We start from the raw sequence: 24,787 nt of genomic DNA, 5'->3' as shown, positions 1-24,787 counted from the left end.
ATGGCTGTGTCGCAGCCCATTCTTTCACAAACATGTTCTACATTCTCCGCAAGGTTTACGATGACGCCACAAGAAGGGCTGTTCTCTTAAATCTTACAGAGCTTTTCGATGTCGGAGATGTAAATAAGAATGTTATCGTGAAAGCTTTGGAGAATCAAAATTTTCCAGACTTTGAAGATTGTGTTCAAAGCGAAGTTGCTGAAAAATATCGAGCAGACTACATTGTTACTAGAAACCCGAAGGATTTTGAAAATTCCAGGATTCCTTGCATTTCTCCTGAAGATTTCATTAAACTGTTGAAATAGAAAAATCCAGACATCGTCTGGATTTTTGCGTTAGGTGCCGCTGCCCGTAAGGGTTAGGACGCGAAGCGGCTGAACGAAAAAAAAATCGAGCCGAGTGCCGCGGCGAACAAACTTGTTTGTTTCGACATGGCCGAGGCGAAGCTTTTTCTGTAAAAAAAGACCGAACTGGATTTTTCCAGCTCGGTCTTTTTATAGCGCAAGGCACCGGCCCGCCTTGGCGGGCAACGCCCTACACCGAAGAATTACACTTCTTCAATGCTTGCGTGATACTCCTGCAGAGACTTCACTTCGCCCTTGCCCGCCTTGGCGGCGGCGATGCCCTTGACGGTGTCGAGAGCGGCAGCCAGGGTGGTGATGTAAGGAGTCTTGTACTTGATGGCAGCCTTACGGATGGCGGATTCATCGGCAACAGCGTCGCGGCGAGCCCACGGGGTGTTAACGATGAGGTTCACCTGCTTGTTCAGGATGACATCCAGAACGTTCGGGCGGCCTTCGGCGATCTTGTTCACCACTTCGCACTTGACGCCAGCCTTTTCGTAGAACTTGGCGGTGCCTTCGGTTGCGTAGATCTTGAAGCCCAGTTCCTGGAAACGCTGACCCACTTCGATTGCCTGGTCGCAGAGGTTGGTCTTGTCAGACAAGCTGATAAGAACTGCACCGCTGGAAGGCAGGATGGAGCCTGCGGCTTCCTGGCTCTTGTAGTAAGCCAGGGCGAAGTCTTCGGAGAGGCCGAGCACTTCACCGGTAGAACGCATTTCAGGGCCGAGAACCGGGTCAACCTTTGGGAACTTGTCAAACGGGAACACGGCTTCCTTGGCGCCGTGGTGCTTGAACTTCTTGTCCTTCAGCTTCAAATCTTCCAGCTTTTCACCCATCATGAGGCGGGTTGCAAGGCGGGCCATCTGAGTGTTACAGACCTTGGAGACCAGAGGCACGGTACGGGATGCGCGGGGGTTGGCTTCGAGAACGAAAACCTTGCCATCTTCGATAGCGTACTGCATGTTCATGAGACCGCAAACGTGGAGGGATTCAGCAATCTTGCGAGTGTAATCCTTGATGGTCTTCAGGTTTGCTTCGGTAATGGTTACCGGCGGAATAATGCAGGCGGAGTCACCGGAGTGAACACCGGCAAGTTCCACGTGTTCCATCACGGACGGAATGTAAACGTGTTCGCCATCAGAGAGGGCGTCGGCTTCGCATTCCAGAGCGTTGTGGAGGAAACGGTCGATGAGGAGCGGGCGATCCGGGGTAACGCCAACAGCCTTGGCGACGTATTCGCGGAGCATGTTTTCGTCGTAGATGACTTCCATGCCGCGGCCACCGAGCACGAAGCTGGGGCGGATCATGACCGGGTAACCACCAATCTGCTTGACGCAAGCGAGGGCTTCGTCGATGTTGGTAGCCATGCCGCTTTCGGGCATCGGGATTTCAAGCTGGTCCATCATCTTGCGGAACAGGTCGCGGTCTTCAGCAATATCGATGGAATCGATGCTGGTACCGAGAATCTTCACGCCTTCGTCGCTGAGAGCGCGGGCGATGTTCAGCGGAGTCTGGCCACCGAACTGCACGATAACGCCAGCGGGCTGTTCCTTCTTGTAAATCTGGAGAACGTCTTCGAGGGTCACCGGTTCGAAGTACAGCTTGTCGCTGGTATCGTAGTCGGTAGAAACGGTTTCCGGGTTGCAGTTCACCATGATGGTTTCGTAACCCATTTCGCGGAGAGCCATTGCAGCGTGGCAGCAGCAATAGTCGAATTCGATACCCTGGCCGATTCTGTTCGGGCCACCGCCGAGGATCATGATCTTCTTCGGGTTGTTGGTGGCGGTAGATTCGTCCTTGCAGTTGTAGGTAGAATAGTAGTAGTACTGGTCCTTCACGCCGCTAACAGGCACTGCGCACCAGCCTTCAACCATGCCAAGTTCGATACGCTTTGCACGAACGTCCTTTTCGCGGATGCCGAGAATCTTTGCGATGTACTTATCGCCGAAGCCGTCCTTCTTGGCCTGGATCAGGAGTTCGTCAGAAGGCATGCGACCCGGAGTCTTGAGCATCTTTTCTTCAAGTTCAACCAGTTCGCGCATCTGCTGCACGAAGTAAGCCTTTTCGTAAGTTGCTGCGAAAACTTCTTCGTCGGTTGCACCCTTACGGATGGCTTCGTACATCTGGAAGTGACGTTCAGAAGAAGCGGTCTTCATCATGTCGAGAAGTTCTTCCTTAGTCTTCTTGTTAAAGTCCTTAGCAAAGCCAAGACCTGCACGGCCGTTTTCCAGACCGCGGATTGCCTTCTGGAGGGTTTCCTTATAGGTCTTACCGATAGCCATGACTTCGCCCACAGCCTTCATCTGGGTGCCCAGGCAGTCATCAACGCCGCGGAACTTTTCGAATGCCCAGCGAGCAAACTTCAGCACAACGTAGTCTCCGCTCGGAGTATACTTTTCGAGGGTGCCGTCGCGCCAGTAGTCCATCTGGTCGAGGGTCATGCCAGCAGCGAGCTTTGCAGAAACGAGAGCGATGGGGAAACCGGTTGCCTTGGAAGCGAGAGCAGAGGAGCGAGAGGTACGGGGGTTGATTTCGATAATCACCACGCGACCAGTCTTCGGGTCGTGTGCGAACTGAACGTTGGTACCGCCGATCACGCCGATAGCTTCAACGATCTTGAAAGCGTCGGTCTTCAGCTTTTCTTCAAGCTTCTTGTCGATGGTGAGGAACGGGGCTGCGCAGAAGGAGTCGCCAGTATGAACGCCCACCGGGTCGATGTTTTCGATGAAGCAGATAGCGATCATCTGGTTCTTGGAGTCGCGAACCACTTCAACTTCCAGTTCTTCCCAACCGAGAATGGATTCTTCGATGAGGCACTGGTGAGTCATGGAAAGTTCAAGGCCGTTACCGCAAATGGTACGGAGTTCTTCGACGTTGTAGCAGAAGCCGCCACCTGCACCACCCATGGTGTATGCCGGACGAACCACAACAGGGTAGCCGATTTCAGCAACGATCTTTTCGGCTTCTTCAACAGAGTGGCAAATGCCGGAGCGCGGGGTGTCGATGCCCAGCTGCTGCATGGTAGCCTTGAAGATTTCACGGTCTTCGCCGCGTTCGATAGCGTCCAGGTTCACGCCAATGACCTTCACGCCGTACTTGTCCAGAATGCCAGCCTTGTTCAGGGCAGAAGACAGATTCAAGCCAGTCTGACCACCAAGGTTGGGGAGCAATGCCTGGGGGCGTTCCTTGGCAATGATCTGTTCCAAGCGTTCGAGATTCAGCGGTTCGATGTAAGTGGCGTCGGCCATGACCGGGTCGGTCATGATGGTTGCCGGGTTAGAGTTCACCAGCACAATCTTGTAACCCTGTTCGCGCAGAGCCTTACAGGCCTGGGTGCCAGAGTAGTCGAATTCGCAAGCCTGGCCAATGACAATAGGACCAGAGCCGATGATGAGAACCTTATCGATACCTTCGATCTTCATTTTTTATCTCCGTTTGATTTAACTAATAAATGCTAGATCCTTCGCTACGCTCAGGATGACGCGGTGGGAGCCGATCAAGATGACACGGGGCGAGGATAAAAAAAAACGCCGAACTAACAAGTCCGGCACTAATAAAATCAACAGTCTTGGAAATAATGGAAATAGCAACGGCGGAACAATGAATAGCGGAAGCAGCACCGTGGGTGCCAGTTCGCTTCATCATCTTTACATTTTTTGCCATTTTAGCCAATCGCTTATTTCACAAGGGTTAAACTTGTATAAATATAGCTTTAATTACAAAAAATGAAAGGCCTTTTTGGAATATGGGGACATCAAAAAGGTACCGCAGACTTGGGGGATAAACCTGCGGTATTTTTACGTTATTGGCGTAACTTATTGAATGTCAGTGTGTTACGTGCGTTCGTCCGCGGCCTTCAGCAAGTTCAGGAACAGCGGGGCCGGATGAATCAGGGAAGACTTCAGTTCAGGGTGGCACTGGCAAGCCATGAAGTAGGGGTGGTCTGTCAGTTCCATGATCTGCATGATGTCTTCGCCGGAAGCCTTTCCTGAGAAGATAAGCTTCTGCGGGTTTGCGCCAGTGGGGTCGCCCTGTTCAATCTGCTGAACATACTGCGGGTTCACTTCGTAGCGGTGGCGGAAACGTTCGCGGGCGACGTTGGAACCATAAATTTCTTGAGCCTTGCTGCCTTCCTTGATCAGGATGTCGTGACCGCCCAGACGCATGGTGGCTCCCATATCCTTGATATGTTCCTGGCCGGGCAGGTAGGCGATAACCGGATGTTCCACGTGGTAGGTGTCGCTTTCCATTTCCACGGTGCCGGCTCCCTTCATGCCGCAGACATGGCGTGCAAATTCCACCACGGAAAGCTGCATGCCGTAGCAAATGCCCAGGAAGGGAATCTTGTTTTCGCGGACATATTGGATGACCATGATCTTGCCTTCGATACCGCGGCTGCCGAAGCCACCGGGAACGATAACGGCGTCGACGCCTTTCAATGCGGATTCTACGGAAACGGCACCTGTTTCAATCTTTTCTGTGTCCACCCAGCGGATGTCTGCGCGCAGGTCCAGGTGAGCGGAAGCGTGACGGATGGATTCCACCACAGAAGCGTAGGAATCTTCCAGAGCCATGTACTTACCGCAGATGGCGACCGTCAAAGTCTTGCGGGGCGTTACGGAATTGCGCTTCAGGGATTCCACCAGCTTGCTCCACTGATCCAGTTTGGGCGGGGCGTAAATGTTCAGGCGCTTGGCGAGAATTTCGGGAATGCCTTCGGCGTCATAAACCAGCGGACATTCGTAAACGTGCTGTACGTCCACACCAGAAATCACGTGGTCTGCAGGCAGGTTGCAGAACAGACCGATCTTTTCTTTCAGATGGGGCTTGATATATTCTTCGCAACGGCCGATAACGATTTCCGGATAGATACCCAGGCGGTTCAAGTCATGGACGGACATCTGGGTGGGCTTGGACTTCTGTTCGTTAACGCCAGAAGGAATAGGCACGTAAGTCAGGTGTACGAACATGGCGTTGGTGCGGCCCACGTCGTGGCTCAGCTGACGGGCGGCTTCGATGTAGAACTGATTTTCCAAGTCACCGACGGTACCGCCGATTTCAATCAAGAGAACGTCTGCCTTTTCCTGGTCGGCGATGCGGTAGAACTGTTCCTTGATCAGATCGGTAACGTGGGGGATGAACTGGACGGTGTGTCCCAGGTAATCGCCGCGACGTTCCTTGTCGAGAATCATCTTGAAGATGCGGCCCATGGTGAGGCTCCAGTCCTTCTTGGCGGTCACGTTCAAAAAGCGTTCGTAGTGGCCGAAGTCCATATCGCACTCGCCACCGTCGTCCAACACGAAAACTTCGCCGTGTTCGGTGGGGTTCATGGTGCCCGGGTCTGTATTCAGGTAGCCGTCACATTTTACGGGAACCACCTTCATTCTAGCAGAAAGCAGCGCCCCGATGGACGCTGCCGCTACCCCTTTGCCAAGTCCGGAGATGACACCCCCGGTCACGATAATGAATTTCGTCTTTCCGTTGTAATTGTACTGCAATGCCATAATAAAACCTTTTTCGTGTGCTGTTCTAGGCCCAGCATCACGTCCCTTGTGTTTACACTTTGTGTAATTTCAACGCCTATATACGCAATAAGTGTGCCAAGGAAGAGTAACTGCATATTTTGGGGTTTAAAGCAGGAATTGTAAAAGCTTAACTTTACAAAAAACGAAAAATTAAGTCTGTGTTTTACAGTTTTTGTATAATAATGACTGGTGGTATAATCCCCCGTTTGCAAGTCAAAACGGTCCTGTTTTGGAAAGCTGATTTTCGAGGGTGTTGAGAATTGGTGTTGTGCTCGTACTGCGTGTATATGGCACTTGTTTATACGTCTGCTATACCTTAGTGAGCGGTAATTTTTCCGTAATGATTTTGTAATGCAAATTATTTTTGAAATCTTACGTTATATGTTTAATTTTTGATAAATTGCCTTTCTGCGCTAGTTTGTATAAGCGCAGGAGATGTTAATGATGAACAATAAGATGATTACGGCTTTGGTCCTGGCAGGTGGTGTTGCCTCCTGGGCCCAGCTGCTTTACGAAAAACCTGTTGACGAAAAGGTTGATCGCGTTTCTTTGGAACGTCCTTCCCGCATGGGAGAGAGCGTGAAGAAATTCGTGGATACCCAGAAGGCTTCTAAAAAGGTTAAGAAGGTTTCTGTGAAATCTGACCTTTTGGGCCGCAGCCGCAATAGCACGCTCACCTATGAAGTCGACGTGGCTTCTCAGCAGAAAATGAAGGTTTTGGTCAACGATGTCATGGTTGAACATGCCAGCCTTGAAACTGAATCGGGTTCTTTTGATTACAGCGCCTCTGCCGATTCCAAGAACTACGAACTGAACGGCGTAAAAATGTCCGAATCGCAGTTCCAGAAAAAGGCTGACAACAGTCGCAAGAAACTTCGCAAGAACAGAAGGAAGTTTAAGGCCCCTCGTGTAGAGTACATGACTGCAAGTGAAATTGAACAGGAAATTTCTTCGAACGAGAACGTTTATGTTTCCGAATATAAAGGCGTGAAGTATGATGGTCTCGATTTTGGCGAAGACACCTATCTGGAAGACTTCTATATCCGCACTAAGTCTGGTATTGATACTTACGCCTGGAATAAGGGCAACTATGGCCAGGGTGTGGGTATTTACTATAGCGAAGGTGGTTGCGTTCCCGATAACTATGTAAACCACAATTACTTTACGCAGATGAATAACTGCCCCAACGGCGTTTCTAGCCATGCAATTGGTGTGGCCCGTGTTCTGCAGTCTTCTACCGGCGAATCTCACATTTATGGATCCGCTGAGGTTATTTATCCCGAGGATCCCGATAAGTATCCTGTACCTATTTATATCGGTTCCCAGTCTTGGGGCTATGTGTACGATTACCCCTATTATTGCTCCGCTGACGCCATCATGGATAACTACATCTATGAATATGGTGTAGCCCAGTTCGTTGCTGCAGGAAACGATTACCGCTATTCCTATGTGTCGACTCCTGCAAGATCTATGAATGCTGTGGCTGTTGGAGCCGTTTCTCCCATCGATTACAAGTACATGGTCTATTCTTCCTCTAGAAATGGATATGCCCATAATGATAAGCCTGAAGTGGCCAACTTTACCAACTTCTATTTCCGCAGGGATCTTCATTACAGTGACGAGAATGGATCTTACAATGGCCGATTCAATGGAACCAGTGCTGCAACCCCTTATACGGCAGGCATGGCTGCACTCCTGTTGTCTAAGTACCCGTCTTTGAAATGGCATCCTGAAATGCTGAAGGCGGTAATGTTGGTGGGAAGTACTCGTGATGTGGGCAATACGGACTATGATTATGATGGCATCGGAACATTCAAGGCTGGCATTCCCATGCTTGACAGGCTGACTACTTCTCCCTTGTTCAAGAATCGGTACTGGTATGGTGCGAACAACACCAATTTTGACAAAAATGGAAGAATCAGTTTTACTGAATCTAATATTCAGAAGGGCAAGCGTTACCGTGCCGCTATTTCATGGCTGTCTTCGGGTGAGTACGTGATGAATAATCAGAGACTCCCTCAGGATATTGACCTGGTGATCAGGCAGAATGGGACAATCATCGCTTCGTCTGCTTCGTCGTACAATCCCTTTGAGTTGGTTGATTTTGTTGCTCCCAACTCTGGCGAAATCGAGGTGGTCATTACCCGCTATAGAAACAGCTCTGCATCCGAAAACGTGAAGCTTGGCTTTAGCATTCTGCAGGTGGACTAAACCCCCTCCTAAAACCACCATCTGCTGATGCGAAAAATCCTCAGTCCGAAAGGGCTGAGGATTACTTTTTTTTGAAAGATTTCTGAGTTGTATGGACCCGAAAATGTTAGGGCTCGTCTGCGAATGGGTCGGGAATGTCGAAGTACTGATCGGTTTCCTTGCTTTCGACGCAGCGTACGGGTGTCCAGATTTCTCGATCCTGACTGATGATGCTTGCCTTGTCGGAATCGTTTTGCAGAAGGAGAACAGTTAACTCGTGGTTGTCTTCGTAATCGCTAGAAAGAATGACTCCCTTTATTCCCTGGTCGTAATAACGTGTGCGGAATTCCTTGGCGTCGTGGTCGTAATGGTAGGGGTCTGCCAAACCTGTGGCGAACATGGAAAATCCCAGGAGGTCTGTGGCGGGGGAGGCGTTGTCGTCGGGTGTCCAGCTGGTTGTTGCCTTCAGGTTCATTCCGGCCTGATTTGCGCCGCCGGCGATTTCAATCAATTCGGCGAAGTCGTTCTTGTTGGGCAAACGCCAACCTTTGGGGCAGATGCCGCGAATGGCACCCTGGGCCTCGCAGTAGTTGTCGGTGCCGCATCTTCTTCCGTTGGAACTGAAGACGGCCGAAGAGTCCATGGCCGTGCCCAGAGAGTAGAAACGTCCGAATTTAGCGCAATTCTCTTCGTCATTGTTGGGACAGGAGTTGCCGTAATTGTCGTTGAAATTGTAATTCAGGTTCTGGGCCATCCAGTTGGTGGTCCCGATTTTAACCGTCTTGTACGTCTGATTATCGCGGGTATCGATCAAGACGCCTGTTTCAAAAGGCTGTTCGCTGGAAGAGCTGATGTCTTCGCTGGAAGAAGAAATTTCTTCGCTAGAAGATGAAATGTCTTCGCTGGAGGAAGATTCCGGTTCGTCAGAGGAACTGGAAGTTTCTTCGGAAGAACTGGAAACCTTTTCTGAAGAACTGGATTTTTCTTTAGAAGAACTGGAAGTGTCCTTGGAAGAGCTGGACGAGGGCTGATCTTTGCTTGTGGAGGACTGAATTTCGCTGGTGCTGGAGGCGGGATCGTCTTCCGGGCTGGTGGAATCGTTACCGCAGGCGCATAACGTGAGCGCGATTGCCGAAGCAACCAATTTGAAGATTTTCTTGTTCATTTTAACTCCTAATAAGTTCAAAATAAATATAACAAGAGTTTATATGTTGATTGCTTTTGGGGATGTTAAAAAAAGAAAACGCGAATCTTTCGATCCGCGCCTTCATTATGAGGTTCGATTTTTAATGGTGCGTGCAGTTTCGCTCGCGCTGTTCATTAGTAAATAAAGTGACATTGGGCCACCCACCTTCGACGGGTGGCCATGCTTTTTATCTTAATAGATAAAAAGCATTTCACGATACTTGGGCAGCGGCCACTGTTCGTCGGAGATGATGCCTTCCAGCTTGTCCACAACCTTGCGGAGGGAGACCATAGCTTCCAGCTTCAGCTGATGCTTGCCGGCGATAGCCTTTTCCATGACGGCGATTTCTTCGACGAGAGCCTTGTAGCCTTCGGCCAGTTCCTTAGCGTAGGAATCGACGGAAACCAGACCCTGGTTGATTGCCATTTCGTTCACCTTCAGGGCTTCGGAGTAAGCCTTCACGACCTGCGGGAGGACGATGCTCTTGGCCATGTCGTAAGCGACCTTGGCTTCGATGTCGACGCGCTTGTGGTAGTCTTCCAGGTTGACTTCGTAGCGGGATTCAAGTTCCACCTTGTTGAACACGCCGTACTTCTTGAAGAGGGCCACGTTTTCCTTCTTGGTGAGGGCACCGAGAGCTTCCATGGTGGTACGGATGTTGGGGAGGCCGCGCTTTTCGGCTTCAGCAACCCATTCGTCGGTGTAGCCGTTACCGTTGAAGATAACGCGCTTGTGTTCCTTGATGATGGACTGCAGGAGCTTCTGGAGTTCCTTGTGGAAGTTGGCCTTGGAGACCTTTTCCATCTTGTCGGCGATCATGTCGAATGCTTCGGCAACGATGGTGTTCAGGATAACGTTCGGTTCAGAGCAGGACTGGCTAGAACCCGGTGCGCGGAATTCAAACTTGTTGCCAGTGAATGCGAACGGGGAAGTACGGTTACGGTCGGTAGCGTCGCGGGGGAGCGGCGGCAGGATGTCGGAACCGAGCTTCATGGCACCGCCCTGCTTGCTGGACTTGGGTTCACCCTTTTCCAGCTGTTCGACGACGTCAGCAAGCTGGTCGCCGAGGTACATGGAGATGATTGCCGGAGGAGCTTCGTTAGCACCGAGACGATGGTCGTTGCCAGCGCCAGAAACGGACATTCTCAGCAAGTCAGCGTGGGTGTCGACAGCATAGACAACTGCGCAGAGAGTGGTGAGGAAGATGGCGTTCTGGTGAGGATCCTTACCCGGGTTCAAGAGGTTGGTCTTACCGTAGTTCACGGACCAGTTGTTATGCTTACCGGAACCGTTGATGCCTGCAAACGGCTTTTCGTGGAGGAGGCAAACAAGGCCGTTGCGGTCAGCGACGTTACGGAGGACTTCCATAATCTGCATGTTGTGGTCGCAAGCCAGGTTCACTTCTTCGAACATGGGAGCAAGTTCGAACTGGGCAGGAGCCACTTCGTTATGACGGGTCTTAGCCGGAATGCCAAGCTTCCACAGTTCGTCTTCAACTTCGTTCATGAAGTTCAAAATGCGAGCCGGGATAGAACCGAAGTAGTGGTCTTCCATCTGCTGGTGCTTTGCGGAAGGTGCGCCAAACAGAGTGCGGCCAGCCTGGTAAAGGTCCGGGCGCTGGAGGTAGAACTTCTTGTCTACCAGGAAGTATTCCTGTTCTGCACCGAGAGTAACGGTGACCTTCTGCTTTTCAACGCCGAAGAGACCCATGAGACGGTCGGCAGACTTCTGGAGGGCCTGGATAGAGCGGAGAAGCGGAGTCTTCTTATCGAGAGCTTCGCCAGTGTAAGAGCAGAATGCGGTGGGGATGCAAAGAGTTGCACCGTTACCGTGACGCTTGATGAAAGCGGGAGAGGTCGGATCCCAAGCGGTGTAGCCACGAGCTTCGAAAGTGGAACGGATACCGCCGGAGGGGAAGGAGGATGCGTCCGGTTCACCAACGATCAGGTTCTTGCCGGAGAAAGCCATGATAGCCTTGTCGCCTTCCGGTTCCAGGAAGGAGTCGTGCTTTTCAGCAGTAGAACCGGTAAGGGGCTGGAACCAGTGAGTGAAGTGAGTTGCACCGCGGTCCATTGCCCACTTCTTCATAGCGTGAGCCACTTCGCCAGCGATGCTGGGGTCAAGTGCTACGCCATTTTCGATGGTAGCGAAAAGCTTCTTGCAAACATCCTTGGGGAGGTAAGCCTTCATGGCTTCGGAGTTGAACACGTCCTCGCCGTAAAAGTCAACGTTTGCGGTAGCTGCGGCCATGATGCCTGCTGCCGGTGCTTCTGCAATTTCGGTAATTGCTTTCATTCTATACTGGTTGCTCATAATGAACTCCTATTTGTTTTGTTTTCGGCGTCCATTATGCAAAAGCCGTGCCAACTTTTACGGATTTGGAAAAAGTGGCGGAAATAGCTTGTTTTTAGGATATATAAGATAGTACGGGTACTTTATGAACTAAGGAATCGTTTAGAGCTTTTGATTCGTGTCTTTACAGAAAATGAAATAAACTGTGCCGTGAAAGGGGGTGCTCTAGGTTCTCTGGTATGAGGCGGGACTTTCGACCCGCTCTTTTTCTTGTTGGTCGTTTTGCGTTTACTGCCGTTTTTGATCAAATTTAGAGGATTTTTACATTCTACGTAAAATTAAATCGTGTTTTTACAAAATGCGTAATCGCCTTTGGGGTGGAATTAAAGCGAAAAGGACTGCAAACCTTTTTATTTCTTTAAAAAATTAAAGGTTTTCCCAAAAATGTAAAGATTTTCAATTTTTGTTCGTTCCTTGTGTGGGATTTAAAAATTTTGGCACGCATTTTGCAATAAAGCCGCGGAAAAAATAAAACACAAGGAATAATACAATGAAAGCTCAAGCTCTTTATAATCCGGCTAACGAACATGACGCCTGCGGCGTGGGTCTCGTAGCCAATATCAATAATGTGGCATCGCACCAGATTGTGCTTCAGGGCATTACTGTTCTGAAGCGTTTGATGCATCGTGGTGCGGCTGGTGGCGACCCGGAAACGGGTGATGGCGCTGGCCTTTTGCTTTCTATGCCCCACAAGTTCTTCAAGAAGATCTACAGCGACCTTCCTGAAAAGTACGGTGTGGCCATGGTTTTTGTAGACAACTCCGTTGCCGCTGATTCCTACGACGAAAAGATTAAGGAACTTGCTGCAGCCGAAGGTTGCCCTGTTCTCCATGTTCGTGAAGTTCCGGTAGACCCCAACGCTATTGGCCGTACCGCTCGCGAAACTCTTCCCCATATCCGTCAGTACATTTTCGACGCTTCCAAGCCGGAAAATGCTGAAATCAAGCTCTTTGTGCTGCGCCGTCAGATTGAAAAGGCCTGCGAAAGCCTGTACATCTGCTCCTGCTCCAGCAAGACTATCGTTTATAAGGGTCTTCTCCTTGCTATTCAGATCGAAGCCTTCTATAAGGATCTGAATGACGTTGATTTCGAAAGCCCCATCGCTCTCGTTCATCAGCGCTACTCCACCAATACTTTCCCCACCTGGCCTCTGGCTCATCCGTTCCGCTACCTGGCTCACAACGGTGAAATCAATACCCTCCGCGGTAACTTGAACAGCCTGAAGGCTCGTGAACCCCACCTGAAGAGCGAACGCATTGGCGACGATCTCCAGAAGTGCTTGCCGCTGATTGCCGGCGGCCAGAGTGACTCCGCTAGCCTCGATAACATGTTTGAATTGCTGGTGGCTGCAGGCCGTAGCCTCCCGCACGCTATCCTCATGATGATGCCGCAGGCTTGGGGTGCTAAGCATTATATGGGCCGCGACGTCCGTGGCTTCTTCGAATATGAATCCATGCTCATGGAACCGTGGGATGGTCCTGCTGCAGTCGCATTCTCTGACGGTGTAAACGCAGGTGCAATCCTGGACCGTAACGGTCTTCGTCCCGCACGTTATACCCTCTGCAAGGATGGCCTCTTCGTGATGGCTTCTGAAACTGGCGTTCTCGATATTAACGATGACGAAGTAGAAGAAAAGGGCCGTCTGAAACCCGGTGAAATTATCTACCTGGATATCGAAAACCATCGTATCTTGAAGAATGCCGAAATGAAGGCTTTCGTTGCTCGTAGCAAACCCTACCGTCGTTGGGTCGCCGAAAACAAGATGAGCGTCCGTGGCCTCTTCAGCGAAATTAATCCGTCTGACGTACCTGATGATTTGCTGATCCAGCAGAAGCGTTTCGGCTACTCTGCCGAAGATCTGAGTGTCATTTTGCAGCCCATGGCCAAGAATGGTCAGGAACCTATCGGTTCTATGGGTAACGACGCTGCTCTGGCTGTCCTTTCCGATAAGCCCCAGCCCCTGTTCAACTACTTCAAGCAGCTCTTCGCTCAGGTCACCAATCCGCCTATTGACCCGATCCGTGAAGAACTGGTCATGAGTCTTACCACTTACATCGGTAACCATGGTAACATTCTGGAAGAAACTCCGGAACAGGCTCACCTCATCAAGATTCCTCGTCCCATTGTTACTGAAGACGAAATCAAGCACTTCGAAAACATTGGCGATAAGAGCTTCAAGGCCAAGGTGCTCAAGATGCAGTTCCCCATGGGTGGTAACGGCGAAGTTCTTGAAGCAGCCTTGCAGAACCTGGCTGGCGACGCTGTTCGCGCTGTTCAGGAAGGTTTCAACATTATCGTTCTTTCTGATAAGAACGTGGATTGGGGCTATGTTCCCATGCCGTCTCTCCTGGCAACCGCAGCTGTAAACCGTACCTTGGTTGAAGCAGGTGTCCGTCCGGAAATCGGTTTGATCGTCCAGTCCGGTGAAGTTCGCGAAGTCATGCACTTTGCACTCCTCCTGGGTTACGGCGCAACCGTCATCAACCCGTATCTGGCATTCCAGAGCATTACCAACATGTGCCACACCGGCGAACTGGATGTGGGTCCTGTCACCGCCGCTGCCAACTACGTGAAGGCTGTGGACAAGGGTCTTCTGAAGATCATGTCCAAGATGGGTATTTCTACGCTGCGTAGCTATCGCAGTGCCCAAATCTTTGAAGCTGTTGGCTTGAACCACGAAATTATTGAAAAGTTCCTGCCGGGTACTGCAAGCCGCATCGAAGGTATCGGTCTTGCTGAAATCGCCCAGGAAGTGGAACAGCGCAACAACATTTCCCTGAAGGACGCTAGCCCGATCCTGAAGGAAGGTGGTCAGTACAAGTTCCGCAAGGATGGCGAAATGCACTTGTGGACCCCCCAGTCTCTGGGCGCATTCCGTCAGGCTGTTCAGCTGGGTGACTACTCCAAGTTCAAGACTTACTCCAAGCTCGTTGACGATCAGTCACAGCGCTTGGCAACTCTCCGCGGTCTCTTCAAGTTCAAGGAAACTACTCCCATCGATATTTCCGAAGTGGAATCCCGCGAATCCATCATCAAGCACTTTGTTGCTGGCGCAATGAGCCTTGGTTCCTTGAGCCCGGAAGCTCATGAAGCTATCGCTATTGCTATGAACCGTAACGGTGCCATGAGCAACTGCGGTGAAGGTGGTGAAGATCCGGATCGCGATACTCCGGCTCCTAACGGCGATATCCGTAGCAGCGCTATCCGTCAGATCGCTTCTGGTCGTTTCGGTGTGACCATCGATTACCTCCGCAAGGCAAAGGATTTGCAGATCAAGATGGCTCAGGGTGCAAAGCCCGGTGAAGGTGGCCAGCTGCCTGCCCACAAGGTGAACGAATTTGTGGCTCGCATCCGTCACTCCATCCCGAATGTGTCCCTCATTTCTCCTCCGCCGCATCACGATATTTACTCTATCGAAGACTTGGCTCAGTTGATCTATGACCTCCGTAACTCCAACCCCAAGGCTCGCGTTTCCGTGAAGTTGGTTTCTGAAGTGGGTGTGGGTACGGTTGCTGCAGGTGTTGCCAAGGCTCATGCTGACGTGGTCCTTATCTCCGGCCACGATGGCGGTACCGGTGCATCTCCGCTGACTTCTATCAAGCATGCCGGTCTTCCTTGGGAATTGGGTATTGCCGAAGCTGAACAGACCCTCGTTCTTAACGACCTCCGCGGCCGCGTCAAGCTCCAGGTGGATGGTCAGTTGAAGACTGGTCGTGACGTTGTGATCGCAGCCCTCCTCGGTGCAGAAGAATTCGGTTTCGCTACCAACCTGTTGGCAAGCCTTGGCTGTATTATGGACCGTAAGTGCCATACCAACCAGTGCCCCATGGGTCTCGCAACCCAGGATCCGGAACTCCGTAAGCACTTCAAGGGCAAGCCGGAATACGTTGAAAACTTCCTGTTCTTCATCGCTGACGAAGTTCGTGAAATTCTCGCAAGCCTTGGCCTCAAGAGCTTGGACGAAGCCTGCGGCCGTAACGATCTCCTTGACATGAATTCTGCAATTGAATTCTACAAGGCAAAGAAGCTGGACTTCAGCAAGATTTTCGCTTCTGTGGATGCAGGCAACGGTAAGGAACAGATCAAGAAGCACGACCCGAACTTCGTTCCTGAAGAACTGGTGAACTTCGACCGTCGCGAACTCCTGCCTTTCGTACAGGATACCCTGAAGACCGGCAAGCCGGTAGAAATTTCTGCCATGATCCACAACGTGGACCGTACCGTGGGTACTGAACTTTCTGGTGAAGTGGCTGAACACTTTGGTGCAAAGGGCCTGCCGGAAGATACCATCAAGGTTCACCTGCAGGGTGTGGCTGGCCAGAGCTTTGGCGCCTTCCTCGCACCGGGTGTAACCCTCGATATCGAAGGTGAAGTCAACGACTTTATGGGCAAGGGCCTTAGCGGTGGTAAGATCATCGTTCGCCCGTCCAAGAACGCAACCTTCAAGGCTGAAGACAACGTTATCGCCGGTAACGTGATCGGCTACGGTGGTACTAGCGGTAAGGTGTTCATCAACGGTCTTGCTGGCGAACGCTTTGGTATCCGTAACTCCGGTATGCTTCTCGTTACCGAAGGCGTGGGTGACCATGGTTGCGAATACATGACTGGTGGCCGCGTGGTTGTGCTGGGTCGTGTAGGCGTGAACTTCGCTGCAGGTATGACTGGTGGCTTCGCTTACGTCTATGACGAAACCGGTCACTTCGACTTGAGCTGCAACGTGGATTCCGTTGACTTGGAAAGCGTTCTCCCGGGTACCGAAAGCGAAACTGAATTACTGGACATCATCCGTCAGCATGTGGAAGCTACCGGCTCTGAAAAGGGTAAGCGCATTCTCGAAGACTGGAACAACTCTCGTCCGAAGTTCGTGAAGGTCTTCCCGGTGGAATACCGCAACGCTCTGGCCAAGTTGTAGTTTAAAGCTTATAGGATAAAGTTTAAAGGTTGAAGGAGTTTCTTTAACCTTTAAACTTTCCGCTTTACGCTAAATAGAACTTTCCGCTTTACACTACTTTAACCTTTAACCTTTCCGCTTTACGCTAAATAAGGAACATTATATGGCATTAGTACAGAGAATCCAGGACGTGTACCGCCCCGTAGAAGAACGCGTTAAGGACTTGAAGGAAGTTGAACGCCTCTTCACAGAAGAAGAAATTAAGGCACAGGCAGGCCGCTGTGCTGATTGCGGCATCCCTTTCTGCCATGGTGCAGGCTGCCCTCTGGGTAACCTGATTCCCGAATTTAATACCGCCGTAGCTGCAGGCGACATCCGCAAGGGCTACGACATTATCAGCAAGACGGCTTTCTTCCCGGAATTCACGGGCCGTGTTTGCCCCGCCCTCTGCGAAGCTAGCTGCACCCGCCAATTGAACGATGACGCAGTCATGGTTCGCCAGGTGGAAAAGTTTATGATCGAAACCGCCTTCAAGGAAGGCTGGGTGGAACTGCCCGAAGCTGCTCCCAACGGCAAGACGGTGGCTGTGATCGGTTCTGGTCCTGCAGGCCTCTTTGCTGCAGAAAGCCTCCGCCGCAAGGGTTACGCAGTAACCGTCTACGAAAAGAAGCCCAAGGTTGGCGGCCTCCTCCGTTACGGCATTCCTAACTGGAAGCTGGAAAAGGAAGTCATCGACCGTCGCGTTTCCCTCATGGAAAAGGCTGGCATCAAGTTCGTATGCAACTGCGAAATCGGCAAGGACATTTCTGCTAAATACATCCGCAAGAATTTCGATTACCTGTTCCTGGCTATCGGTACTCCCAACGCTCGCGATTTGAACATTCCTGGACGCGATGCAGAAGGTATCTACCTGGCTCTGGACTTCCTTCATGGTGAAGGTGAAAAGTATAATGCCAAGGGCAAGAAGGTCTTGATCATTGGCGGTGGCGACACCGGTAACGACTGCGTGGGCAAATCCCTCCGTGAAGGCTGCAAGAGCGTTCTCCAGGTGGAATTCATGCCCAAGCCTCCTGAAGAACGTTCCCCGTCTACTCCGTGGCCGGATTGGCCGTACATGCTGCGCACCAGCTATGCTCACCACGAAGGTGGCGAACGTCGCTGGAATGTGTCTTCCAAGCAGTTCATTGTGAAGGACGGCAAGGTGGCTGGCGTGGAAGCCGTGAAGGTTGAATGGGAAATGGCTCCCAACGGTCGTCCCATCAAGCCTAATGAAGTTCCCAATTCTACAGAAATCATTGACGCTGATTTGGTGGTTCTGGCTATGGGCTTTACCGGCGTTCCGGCTGAAGGTATTGTGAAGGACCTGGGCCTTGAATTGACTCCGCGTACTGCAATCATTCAGGATCCGTCCCGCAACATCTACGCTGTAGGTGACTGCGCTAACGGAGCTAGCCTGGTTGTAAGAGCCATGGCCGACGCAAAGGCTAAGGTCAAGAGCTTATAGGATAAAGGTTAAAGGATAAAGGGTAATGTCTTTACGCTTTAAACTTTCCGCTTTACGCTAATAGAGTTCCTTGTGTAACAACACGGGTCGCTGGTGGGTAAAACTGCTGGCGGCCCATTTTTTATAGTCTGGCGTGGAATGTTTTTTTGGGATTAAACGTTCCATTTTGATTAAAAAAAAGGTCTAGAATATATCACTTAACACACTTTTAATAGTTTGATTTTTTGTTATCTGACTCACCCGCCAAAAAGTTTGTATCTTATTTCCTGTAAAGATGAATATCGCTGAAAAAGCGAATCAAAGGATCCTCCTAACCCCCAAAAAAATCCAGTCTCCTTCGGGAGGCTGGATTTTGTTTTTTTAGAAATCTTTTGGATGTCTGGCGTTTTATGCCTTGCCCAACTTCTTTTTCTGCTGGGTGCCGGCCACCTTAGAGGCGACGTAGCGGGGGAGGAGTTTTCCTGCTATGGTGGCAAGTTTCATGAAGAGGCTGGGAACGATGATGGTCTTCTTCTTGAACATCTGCTTGAGGGCGTAACTGGCGCAGAACTTGGGGGAGATTCCCGGCAGGGCGAACTGTACGTTGGCCACGTCGTTGAATTCCGTCTTTACGGGGCCCGGGCAGAGAACGCTGGCGGATACGTTAGACCTTGATTCCTGAAGTTCCATGGCGATGGCCTGGGTGAGGCTGACCACGTAGGCCTTGGTGGCGTAGTAGGTGGCCATGTAGGGGCCGGAAGGCATCAGGCCTGCGCTGGAGCCTACGTTCAAGAGGTGGCCGCCGTTCTTGGCCAGAATGCGGACCGCCAATTTCGAAAGCAGATGCAGCGCAATCACGTTCACGTTGATCATGCGCAGTTCCTTGTTCAGGTCTGTTTCGGCGAAGGCGCCGCAGTCGCCGAAGCCTGCGTTGTTGATGAACACGCCCACGTCGAATTTCTCCAGGAATTCTCCCAGGCGTTCGCATTCGCTTTGGCTGGAAAGGTCTGCAGTGAAAACTTCTGCGGGGGTACCTAATTCCTTGGCCAAGGCCTGCAGTCGATCTTCACGACGTGCAACCAGAATAAGACCATAACCGCGGGCAGACAAATCCTTTGCGAATTCGGCGCCGATGCCCGAGCTGGCGCCTGTAATTACTGCGTATCTCATAGGGAAAATATTCTATCCTTGCATTCCTGGATTTACCACTCCGTGAACTTCATTCACATAATGAGTTAACGGAATCATCTTATCCTCAAAAATCTCTAGGACAACCTCTCCGAAGGGGTCTTCATTCACAACGATATCCGTGGTAATATCCCCGTTCTCGCAGACATACGAAATGACATCCATCAGGAATTCTTCCTGATCAGAGTTGAGTTGGCTACCCGACAAAAACTTGTTGAATCGTTCCAGAGCAACACCGCGATCGACACCGATAAGCGAGCGAATAAGGATGGCAACATTCTCGCTACCCGCCATGCCCTCGGAAAACTTTTCGTAGTCTTCCTTGGACCCCAGTTCCTTCCACATGACTCGCTCTAGCTCGATGATGTCGTCATTGGAGAGCTGTTCCAAGTTGTAAATCTTGCGCAGGACCGGATTATTGTCCTTTGAGGCCAAGTAGTCCATAACGCGCTGCTTGTATGTTACCTGTGTCTGCACACCGGTACTTTCGCCGTCATCGACTAAAACATCCCCGATATCCAGGGTAAAGGTTTTTCCGCCGTCACCTACGAGGAACTTGATGAGGTCGCGAAGTTCCAGACGCACTTTTTCCAGCCAGTAAAGTGAAAGATTTTCCCATGCGACAGGATTTACGACCTCCTTGATGGTGTCCATTTTGGCAACCACTTGCGGAATGGACGCCTTAGTCATGAGGCGTTCTGCCAGCTTCTGTACATGAACAATGGGCTTGCTAGCATTAAATTCACTGTTCACATAGCCCAGTTCAATGGCTAGCACCAGCACATCAAACTTCTTGGCGTTCTCGTCCAGGGTATTGCGGGACAGTAGCGGAGCTATATCGCACTTAAGGGTCTCCACATTGGCTGCGGTCAAACAAACCCAAGCCTCATCGTTCTTGAAATGGCTTACGGCATCCCAACGGTGGCGAACGGAAATGTGGCTATCCGAAAGAACGCCAACCTGATTTTTCATGACGGTCTTCAGTTCGTCATGGAGCCCCTTGCAGAACTCGTCTTCTTGATACTTCTGATGTTGCAGGTGGAACGCAATTTCTGCACGGAGGCCAAACAGATGCTCCGTAAGGGATACATTTTGCTTAACAACATTACCGTCGGGATTCTTTTCGAAGAACTCAAAGTTACGGCACCAGTCAAAGATGTAAAAACATTCCTTGTCCTTGCCGGGTCCGAAAATGTCCTGAGAAAGGCGGGTGCCGCGTCCAATCATCTGCATAAACTTGATCTTGGATTTTACAACCTTGAAAAACACCAGGTTCAAGACATCGGGAATGTCGATGCCGGTATCCAGCATATCTACAGATACGGCTATCTGCGGGTCCTTATCGCGAACTTCCATCTTGTCGATCAGGTCTTGAGAGTAAGTGACGTAATTGTCGATAAGGGCGCAGAATTCGGAACCGTATGTCGGATACATCAAATTAAATCGTTCTACGATCAGCTCTGCGTGCTTGTGGTTGTAAGCGAAGATGATGGACTTGCCGATGCGTTCCCCGCTCTGAACCTTCAAGCCGTTTTCCATAAGGTCCTGGAGAACCAAATCAATGGTATCCTCGTTATAGATGTACTTGAAAATTTCGTCACTGCGAATATCTCGGCCACGCACATTGGCACCGGAGTTCAGTTCCTGCAAGGTTTCCTCGTAGTCCCAGACCTTTTCCAGCTGATCCTTTTCCTGGGCAGAGAGGCTGCTGTACTTTATGCCTTCCTTAAGAATCATGGAGCCACGCTTGAAGCCCCGGTAATTCACGAGGAACCCGTCGGCCACGGCATCTTCCAGTTCGTAAGCAAAGTTCGGCGCACCGTCCTCCATTCCAAACAAGTCGTATGTGCTCTTGTCCACTTCGTTACGAGGCGTTGCGGTAAGACCCAGCAGCAGACTGTCAAAGTAATTGAAAATGGCTCCATATTTACCGAAGACACTGCGGTGGGCTTCGTCAATAATGACCAGGTCAAATCGGCCAACGGAGAACGGCTTGTCTTCGGAGTCGATATAGTTGATCATGGTCTGGTAAGTACTGAAAACGATACGGGCGTTTGGATCGATACCGGCCTTGTTGCTCTGGTCGCTCAATACGGTAATGGTGGCGTTCGGCAAGAGTTTCGCAAAATTCTTCTTGGCTTGGGTAACAAGTGAAGTTCGGTCTGCCAAGAACAGCACGTTCTTCACCCAGTCGTTTCGCATGAGAACGTCAACCATGGAAATGGAAACGCGTGTCTTGCCGGTACCGGTTGCCATTACCAGAAGACCGCGGCGGTGCTTTTGATTGTACCACTCGCAAACAGACTTGATTGCCATTTTTTGATAGTGGCGGTCGGTAATGTTCGGATTCACGGAAAAGTCGCTAATATCCTTGCGGCCACGCTTTTGTATGAGGCGAACAAGATCGTCTTCGGAATGGAAGCCATAAAGGCGGCGTGGAGGATAGCCAAGGCCGTCTATAACGTTGGTTTCGAAACCGTTGGTGTAATAAATTACCGGACGCACCCCGTAGCGTTTTTCTAGGCAGTCTGCATACAGTTCTGCCTGGTGTTTTCCTTTCAGCGGAGATACGGAAGTCTTCTTGGCTTCTACGACGGCCAGGGGCAGGCCGTTGGCGCCGAACAAGACATAATCGGCATAACCGATGCCATGCTCATTGGGCATGCCTTCAACTTCGACTTCGATGCAGGCCTTAGACGGCTTTACGGTACCCTCTACATCCAACACATTCCAGCCTGCTTCCCTGAGCATCAAGTCGATGTAGAGCTTGCGGGTCTCGGCTTCGGAAATGTCGCTAGGCATTTCCATTTCGGGAACAGCAACTTCGCTAGAAACAGATTCCTTATCAACATTTGCAACGAGAGGATCGTCAGCCTTGACTTCTATTTTGGGAACTTCGATTGCGGGCGCAAACTTTGAATCCGGGATTAAAGCCTTGTCAAAAACGGCAACGGACTTGACAACTTGCAACTTGATGAGGACCGATGCAACTACATTATAAAGATTCAGCAGGCAAAAGAAGGATTCCTTTTTGCTGACGCTGCCCTCGTGGGTTCCCGCATTGCCAACTTTACGAACATAATGCACGGCCCGCATTACTTTTTCATCGTTAATGAAGGTCCTGAACGCTTCACCGTCGATAAGTTCAAACAGGGATGTCCGTTCCGAGAAAGCCACCTGTTTCATGGCATAAATGGATTTGACCACATATTCCAAAGCACGCCTGGCGTTAATGGCGCTAAGGTCCGGATGATTGACCTGATTATCTTCTGCTGCGGCACAGAGATTGTGCAAACGAATCAATTCACATGTCTGCAAGTAGTCGAAATTCTTCATGGGCTCTACTCACATAGCAAAGGCTGACCATTATGGTATTGAATGAAATAGGTCGGAGACAATTCAGACAATACAGGAACAACACTTTGTTCATACGATATAAAGCGACTTTTAACATCGCTATACATCGCTCTGACATCATCTGCGCCACTAATAGCAGATGACGCCAACAATCTAAGGTTTTCACATACGATAGTCTTCACTTCATGATACTTCGGTTCGTACGAAGCCATGAAATTATTATCAATACGCTTGGACCAACCTTCAACCTTACCATAGTCTGGTTCATCTTTTGCAAGTTCCCACTTGATCAACATAACAGATGTTGAATAAAAGAGGTATTCAGCATCAAAAGCCAATTCCATATACTTCAGAAAACGCGAGTCATCAAGAGCTTTGACCCAATCCTCAGCCTCGTTCTTATCGCGAATCCAACTACGGCTAACTTCTTCCAGCGAACAATTTAAAGTGATGGCCTTGTATTTGTCTCGCAATTCACCAGCTATGCGGTTAAGCTCCCTTAGCGCAATAGAATCTTCCATAGACGGCCTATTGGCCATAGATAATACAGACAGATCGGAAAAAGCATTAGTAATCTTTGCTTTATCACCTTCTTCCATTAAGTCAAGAATTTGATCTACCCTCTTTGATATACTGTTTAGCTGGGTGGTGATGATATGCTGGTAATACTGCCCTGTTACAAATGACGCCACCTGAAACACTAGCATTGGCGTACAAATAGATGATACTTCTGTAAACTTTGCCTGTTCCGCTATGCGCCCCTCAGACATAGTGAAACCACGTAAAAAGCCGTCTTTCGAATGTGCCAACTTTGAAATATCAATATTACATCGCAATAATCCAGAAAAGGATTCTGCTACAAGCCCTTGACTCACTGCCGCTTGCAATAAACTCGAAGCGAGAGACTGGGCCTCATCCGAACAAACTTTGAGCTTTCGGTCATAACTAAACTCATTAGAATATACAGGAGCCAGTTCATTACATGTTTTTTCATTTAACGCTTTTGCTACGGCGTTTTCACGCAGTTTCTTTTCTTTCCACCTGTCAATTTCCATTGCAGTAGGCATCCCGAGTACGCCTAGCGCAGCCCTAGAAGCAACATACCCAACCAAATTCAATCTGAGTGCAGATTCTTCTAAATTGCCAATACCAACTGTAGAATCGTCATTACGTTGTTCAATTTCTTTTTCAGGTTCAGGAACCACAAGTCCATCCCTATCAATAACGTAATCGGCCATAACAAACCTCCTCCATATTGGCGGAAAAAATTCAGTAACATTATTGCATCATGAATTCGTCAACGATATACCTGTCGCTCATGAGCTGCAAACCTGTTTCGGGATTGTGCAGCTGCATGCAGACCTTGCTTTCATAAAAAATAAGAAGGGCCTGCGATTGACTTACATTCAAACGAACAGCAAGTTCTGCTATAACTCTTGCGATTTTGTGCTGCAATGTATAGTCTTTCATAGAGAGTATGACCTAATGAAATTCAAATATTGTTCAATAATTTCTTGATTTATAATAGCAATTTGGTTGTTCGGCTTGTGATAGCGCAACTGACCAAGAGCAAAATCAGCGGATATGATTCCATCCATATAGGCTTCGACGGTGTCAATGACCTTGTCGTTGGCAACTCCGCCTTCTACGATGTCAAAAGACCTGTATGAACCGCCACCTTTTCTGTTGTCAACTACAAAATCCAACCAGGCTTGATTGTATTCTTCAAAACGCAAATAGCGGAAGTTCTTTTTTACAGATTCAATATCAAGGGAATACACAGAAACAATCGGAGTTCCAGATTCCTTTCGCGTGAAAATGATTTTAGACCAGTTCTCAGCCTGATCTTTAATGTCCGTTGTGTAAAAAGCCTTGCCAAAATCCAGGTTTGCACGACCGAGAGAGACAAGCGGTTTTGACACCTCAATATTTGAACCGTGGAAAACAGTGATCATAGAGAACCTGCTTTTGACTCTCGGGCTTCTAGGGATTCTATGAGATCGTCAGCGACATAGTCGCGGCTCTGGGTATGGAGCATGTCGTAAAATCTCCAAAGACGGCCTTCGATAAGGTCGTACTTTTGCAATCGGGCTGTCAGTGCCGTGGTACTTACTCCGAGCTTTTTAGCGGCGGTTTCTATGGCGATAACAGCAAACTGAAGCTGGTCTGAAACTTTTGCAGGCTGGTCCATACGATGAATATAATAAAAATTACCAAATACGTGAACTAAATCAAATTGATACAGGATACTTTCTATCTGAAAAGTTTTCC

At 49.8% G+C, this 24,787-nt stretch carries 14 protein-coding genes; 4 read left to right on the top strand and 10 right to left on the bottom strand.

Annotated elements, in window-relative coordinates; all coding sequences use genetic code 11:
* On the top strand, positions 1-305 hold a 305-nt coding region (locus MMG03_RS11655), incomplete at its 5' end, for a PIN domain-containing protein (RefSeq protein ID WP_249506336.1).
* A gap of 242 nt (positions 306-547) precedes the next feature.
* Here MMG03_RS11655 and carB read toward each other — a convergent pair.
* Both carB and pyrG read right to left on the bottom strand, forming a co-directional pair.
* Positions 548-3,766 carry a carbamoyl-phosphate synthase large subunit gene (carB, locus tag MMG03_RS11650; RefSeq protein ID WP_249506335.1) on the bottom strand — a complete coding sequence of 1,073 codons (3,219 nt, stop codon included), beginning with the start codon at positions 3,764-3,766 and terminating at the stop codon, positions 548-550.
* A 411-nt stretch (positions 3,767-4,177) separates the two neighbouring features.
* On the bottom strand, positions 4,178-5,848 hold the full coding sequence (pyrG, locus tag MMG03_RS11645) for a glutamine hydrolyzing CTP synthase (RefSeq protein WP_073156558.1): 1,671 nt from the start codon (positions 5,846-5,848) through the stop codon (positions 4,178-4,180).
* A 462-nt stretch (positions 5,849-6,310) separates the two neighbouring features.
* Between pyrG and MMG03_RS11640 the strand changes: the two genes are divergently transcribed.
* Complete coding sequence (locus MMG03_RS11640; RefSeq protein WP_249506334.1) at positions 6,311-8,080, top strand: S8 family serine peptidase; 1,770 nt, start codon at positions 6,311-6,313, stop codon at positions 8,078-8,080.
* A gap of 106 nt (positions 8,081-8,186) precedes the next feature.
* Here MMG03_RS11640 and MMG03_RS11635 read toward each other — a convergent pair whose 3' ends face one another.
* Both MMG03_RS11635 and MMG03_RS11630 read right to left on the bottom strand, forming a co-directional pair.
* Positions 8,187-9,224: an FISUMP domain-containing protein gene (locus MMG03_RS11635; RefSeq protein WP_073156564.1), complete on the bottom strand. Its 1,038-nt coding sequence runs from the start codon at positions 9,222-9,224 to the stop codon at positions 8,187-8,189.
* Between the two features lie 213 nt (positions 9,225-9,437).
* Positions 9,438-11,495 carry a glutamine synthetase III gene (locus MMG03_RS11630; RefSeq protein ID WP_346348716.1) on the bottom strand — a complete coding sequence of 686 codons (2,058 nt, stop codon included), beginning with the start codon at positions 11,493-11,495 and terminating at the stop codon, positions 9,438-9,440.
* Between the two features lie 592 nt (positions 11,496-12,087).
* Here MMG03_RS11630 and gltB point away from each other — a divergent pair.
* Together gltB and MMG03_RS11620 are read left to right on the top strand one after the other, a co-directional pair.
* A complete protein-coding gene (gene gltB, locus MMG03_RS11625) occupies positions 12,088-16,509 on the top strand; it encodes a glutamate synthase large subunit (protein ID WP_073233820.1) in 4,422 nt (1,473 codons plus the stop codon).
* Between the two features lie 142 nt (positions 16,510-16,651).
* Positions 16,652-17,992 (top strand): glutamate synthase subunit beta, encoded by a 1,341-nt coding sequence (locus tag MMG03_RS11620; protein WP_249506332.1) that lies wholly within the window; start codon positions 16,652-16,654, stop codon positions 17,990-17,992.
* A gap of 387 nt (positions 17,993-18,379) precedes the next feature.
* On the opposite strand, the gene MMG03_RS11615 is transcribed toward MMG03_RS11620, so the two are convergent.
* Genes MMG03_RS11615 through MMG03_RS11590 form a run of 6 tightly spaced genes read right to left on the bottom strand, consistent with a single transcriptional unit; the run spans position 18,380 to position 24,707 of the window.
* On the bottom strand, positions 18,380-19,141 hold the full coding sequence (locus tag MMG03_RS11615; protein ID WP_073233817.1) for an SDR family oxidoreductase: 762 nt from the start codon (positions 19,139-19,141) through the stop codon (positions 18,380-18,382).
* Positions 19,142-19,153: 12 nt separating this feature from the next.
* Positions 19,154-22,495, bottom strand: a complete 3,342-nt coding sequence (locus MMG03_RS11610) for a DEAD/DEAH box helicase family protein (RefSeq protein ID WP_088658685.1) — start codon at positions 22,493-22,495, stop codon at positions 19,154-19,156.
* Positions 22,496-22,500: 5 nt separating this feature from the next.
* A complete protein-coding gene (locus MMG03_RS11605) occupies positions 22,501-23,754 on the bottom strand; it encodes a hypothetical protein (protein WP_088658686.1) in 1,254 nt (417 codons plus the stop codon).
* A 40-nt stretch (positions 23,755-23,794) separates the two neighbouring features.
* Complete coding sequence (locus MMG03_RS11600; RefSeq protein WP_088658687.1) at positions 23,795-23,986, bottom strand: DUF3791 domain-containing protein; 192 nt, start codon at positions 23,984-23,986, stop codon at positions 23,795-23,797.
* Complete coding sequence (locus MMG03_RS11595; protein WP_088658688.1) at positions 23,983-24,471, bottom strand: DUF3990 domain-containing protein; 489 nt, start codon at positions 24,469-24,471, stop codon at positions 23,983-23,985. The genes MMG03_RS11600 and MMG03_RS11595 overlap by 4 nt, the downstream gene beginning before the upstream one ends.
* A complete protein-coding gene (locus tag MMG03_RS11590) occupies positions 24,468-24,707 on the bottom strand; it encodes a DUF3791 domain-containing protein (protein ID WP_088658689.1) in 240 nt (79 codons plus the stop codon). Before MMG03_RS11590 ends, MMG03_RS11595 begins: the two co-directional genes overlap by 4 nt.
* Positions 24,708-24,787: the final 80 nt, after the last annotated feature.

The sequence above is a fragment of the Fibrobacter sp. HC4 genome (assembly GCF_023373925.1).
Lineage (GTDB): Bacteria > Fibrobacterota > Fibrobacteria > Fibrobacterales > Fibrobacteraceae > Fibrobacter.
Note: the sequence above shows the minus strand (reverse complement) of the source record. Positions and strands in the feature narration are given on the sequence as shown.

Bases quoted from the DNA above. Each gene is read 5' to 3' on its own strand.
- carB (WP_249506335.1), bottom strand. From the start codon at position 3,766: ATGAAGATCGAAGGTATCGATAAGGTTCTCATCATCGGCTCTGGTCCT.
- pyrG (WP_073156558.1), bottom strand. From the start codon at position 5,848: ATGGCATTGCAGTACAATTACAACGGAAAGACGAAATTCATTATCGTG.
- MMG03_RS11640 (WP_249506334.1), top strand. From the start codon at position 6,311: ATGATGAACAATAAGATGATTACGGCTTTGGTCCTGGCAGGTGGTGTT.
- MMG03_RS11635 (WP_073156564.1), bottom strand. From the start codon at position 9,224: ATGAACAAGAAAATCTTCAAATTGGTTGCTTCGGCAATCGCGCTCACG.
- MMG03_RS11630 (WP_346348716.1), bottom strand. From the start codon at position 11,495: ATGGCCGCAGCTACCGCAAACGTTGACTTTTACGGCGAGGACGTGTTC.
- gltB (WP_073233820.1), top strand. From the start codon at position 12,088: ATGAAAGCTCAAGCTCTTTATAATCCGGCTAACGAACATGACGCCTGC.
- MMG03_RS11620 (WP_249506332.1), top strand. From the start codon at position 16,652: ATGGCATTAGTACAGAGAATCCAGGACGTGTACCGCCCCGTAGAAGAA.
- MMG03_RS11615 (WP_073233817.1), bottom strand. From the start codon at position 19,141: ATGAGATACGCAGTAATTACAGGCGCCAGCTCGGGCATCGGCGCCGAA.
- MMG03_RS11610 (WP_088658685.1), bottom strand. From the start codon at position 22,495: ATGAAGAATTTCGACTACTTGCAGACATGTGAATTGATTCGTTTGCAC.
- MMG03_RS11605 (WP_088658686.1), bottom strand. From the start codon at position 23,754: ATGGCCGATTACGTTATTGATAGGGATGGACTTGTGGTTCCTGAACCT.
- MMG03_RS11600 (WP_088658687.1), bottom strand. From the start codon at position 23,986: ATGAAAGACTATACATTGCAGCACAAAATCGCAAGAGTTATAGCAGAA.
- MMG03_RS11595 (WP_088658688.1), bottom strand. From the start codon at position 24,471: ATGATCACTGTTTTCCACGGTTCAAATATTGAGGTGTCAAAACCGCTT.
- MMG03_RS11590 (WP_088658689.1), bottom strand. From the start codon at position 24,707: ATGGACCAGCCTGCAAAAGTTTCAGACCAGCTTCAGTTTGCTGTTATC.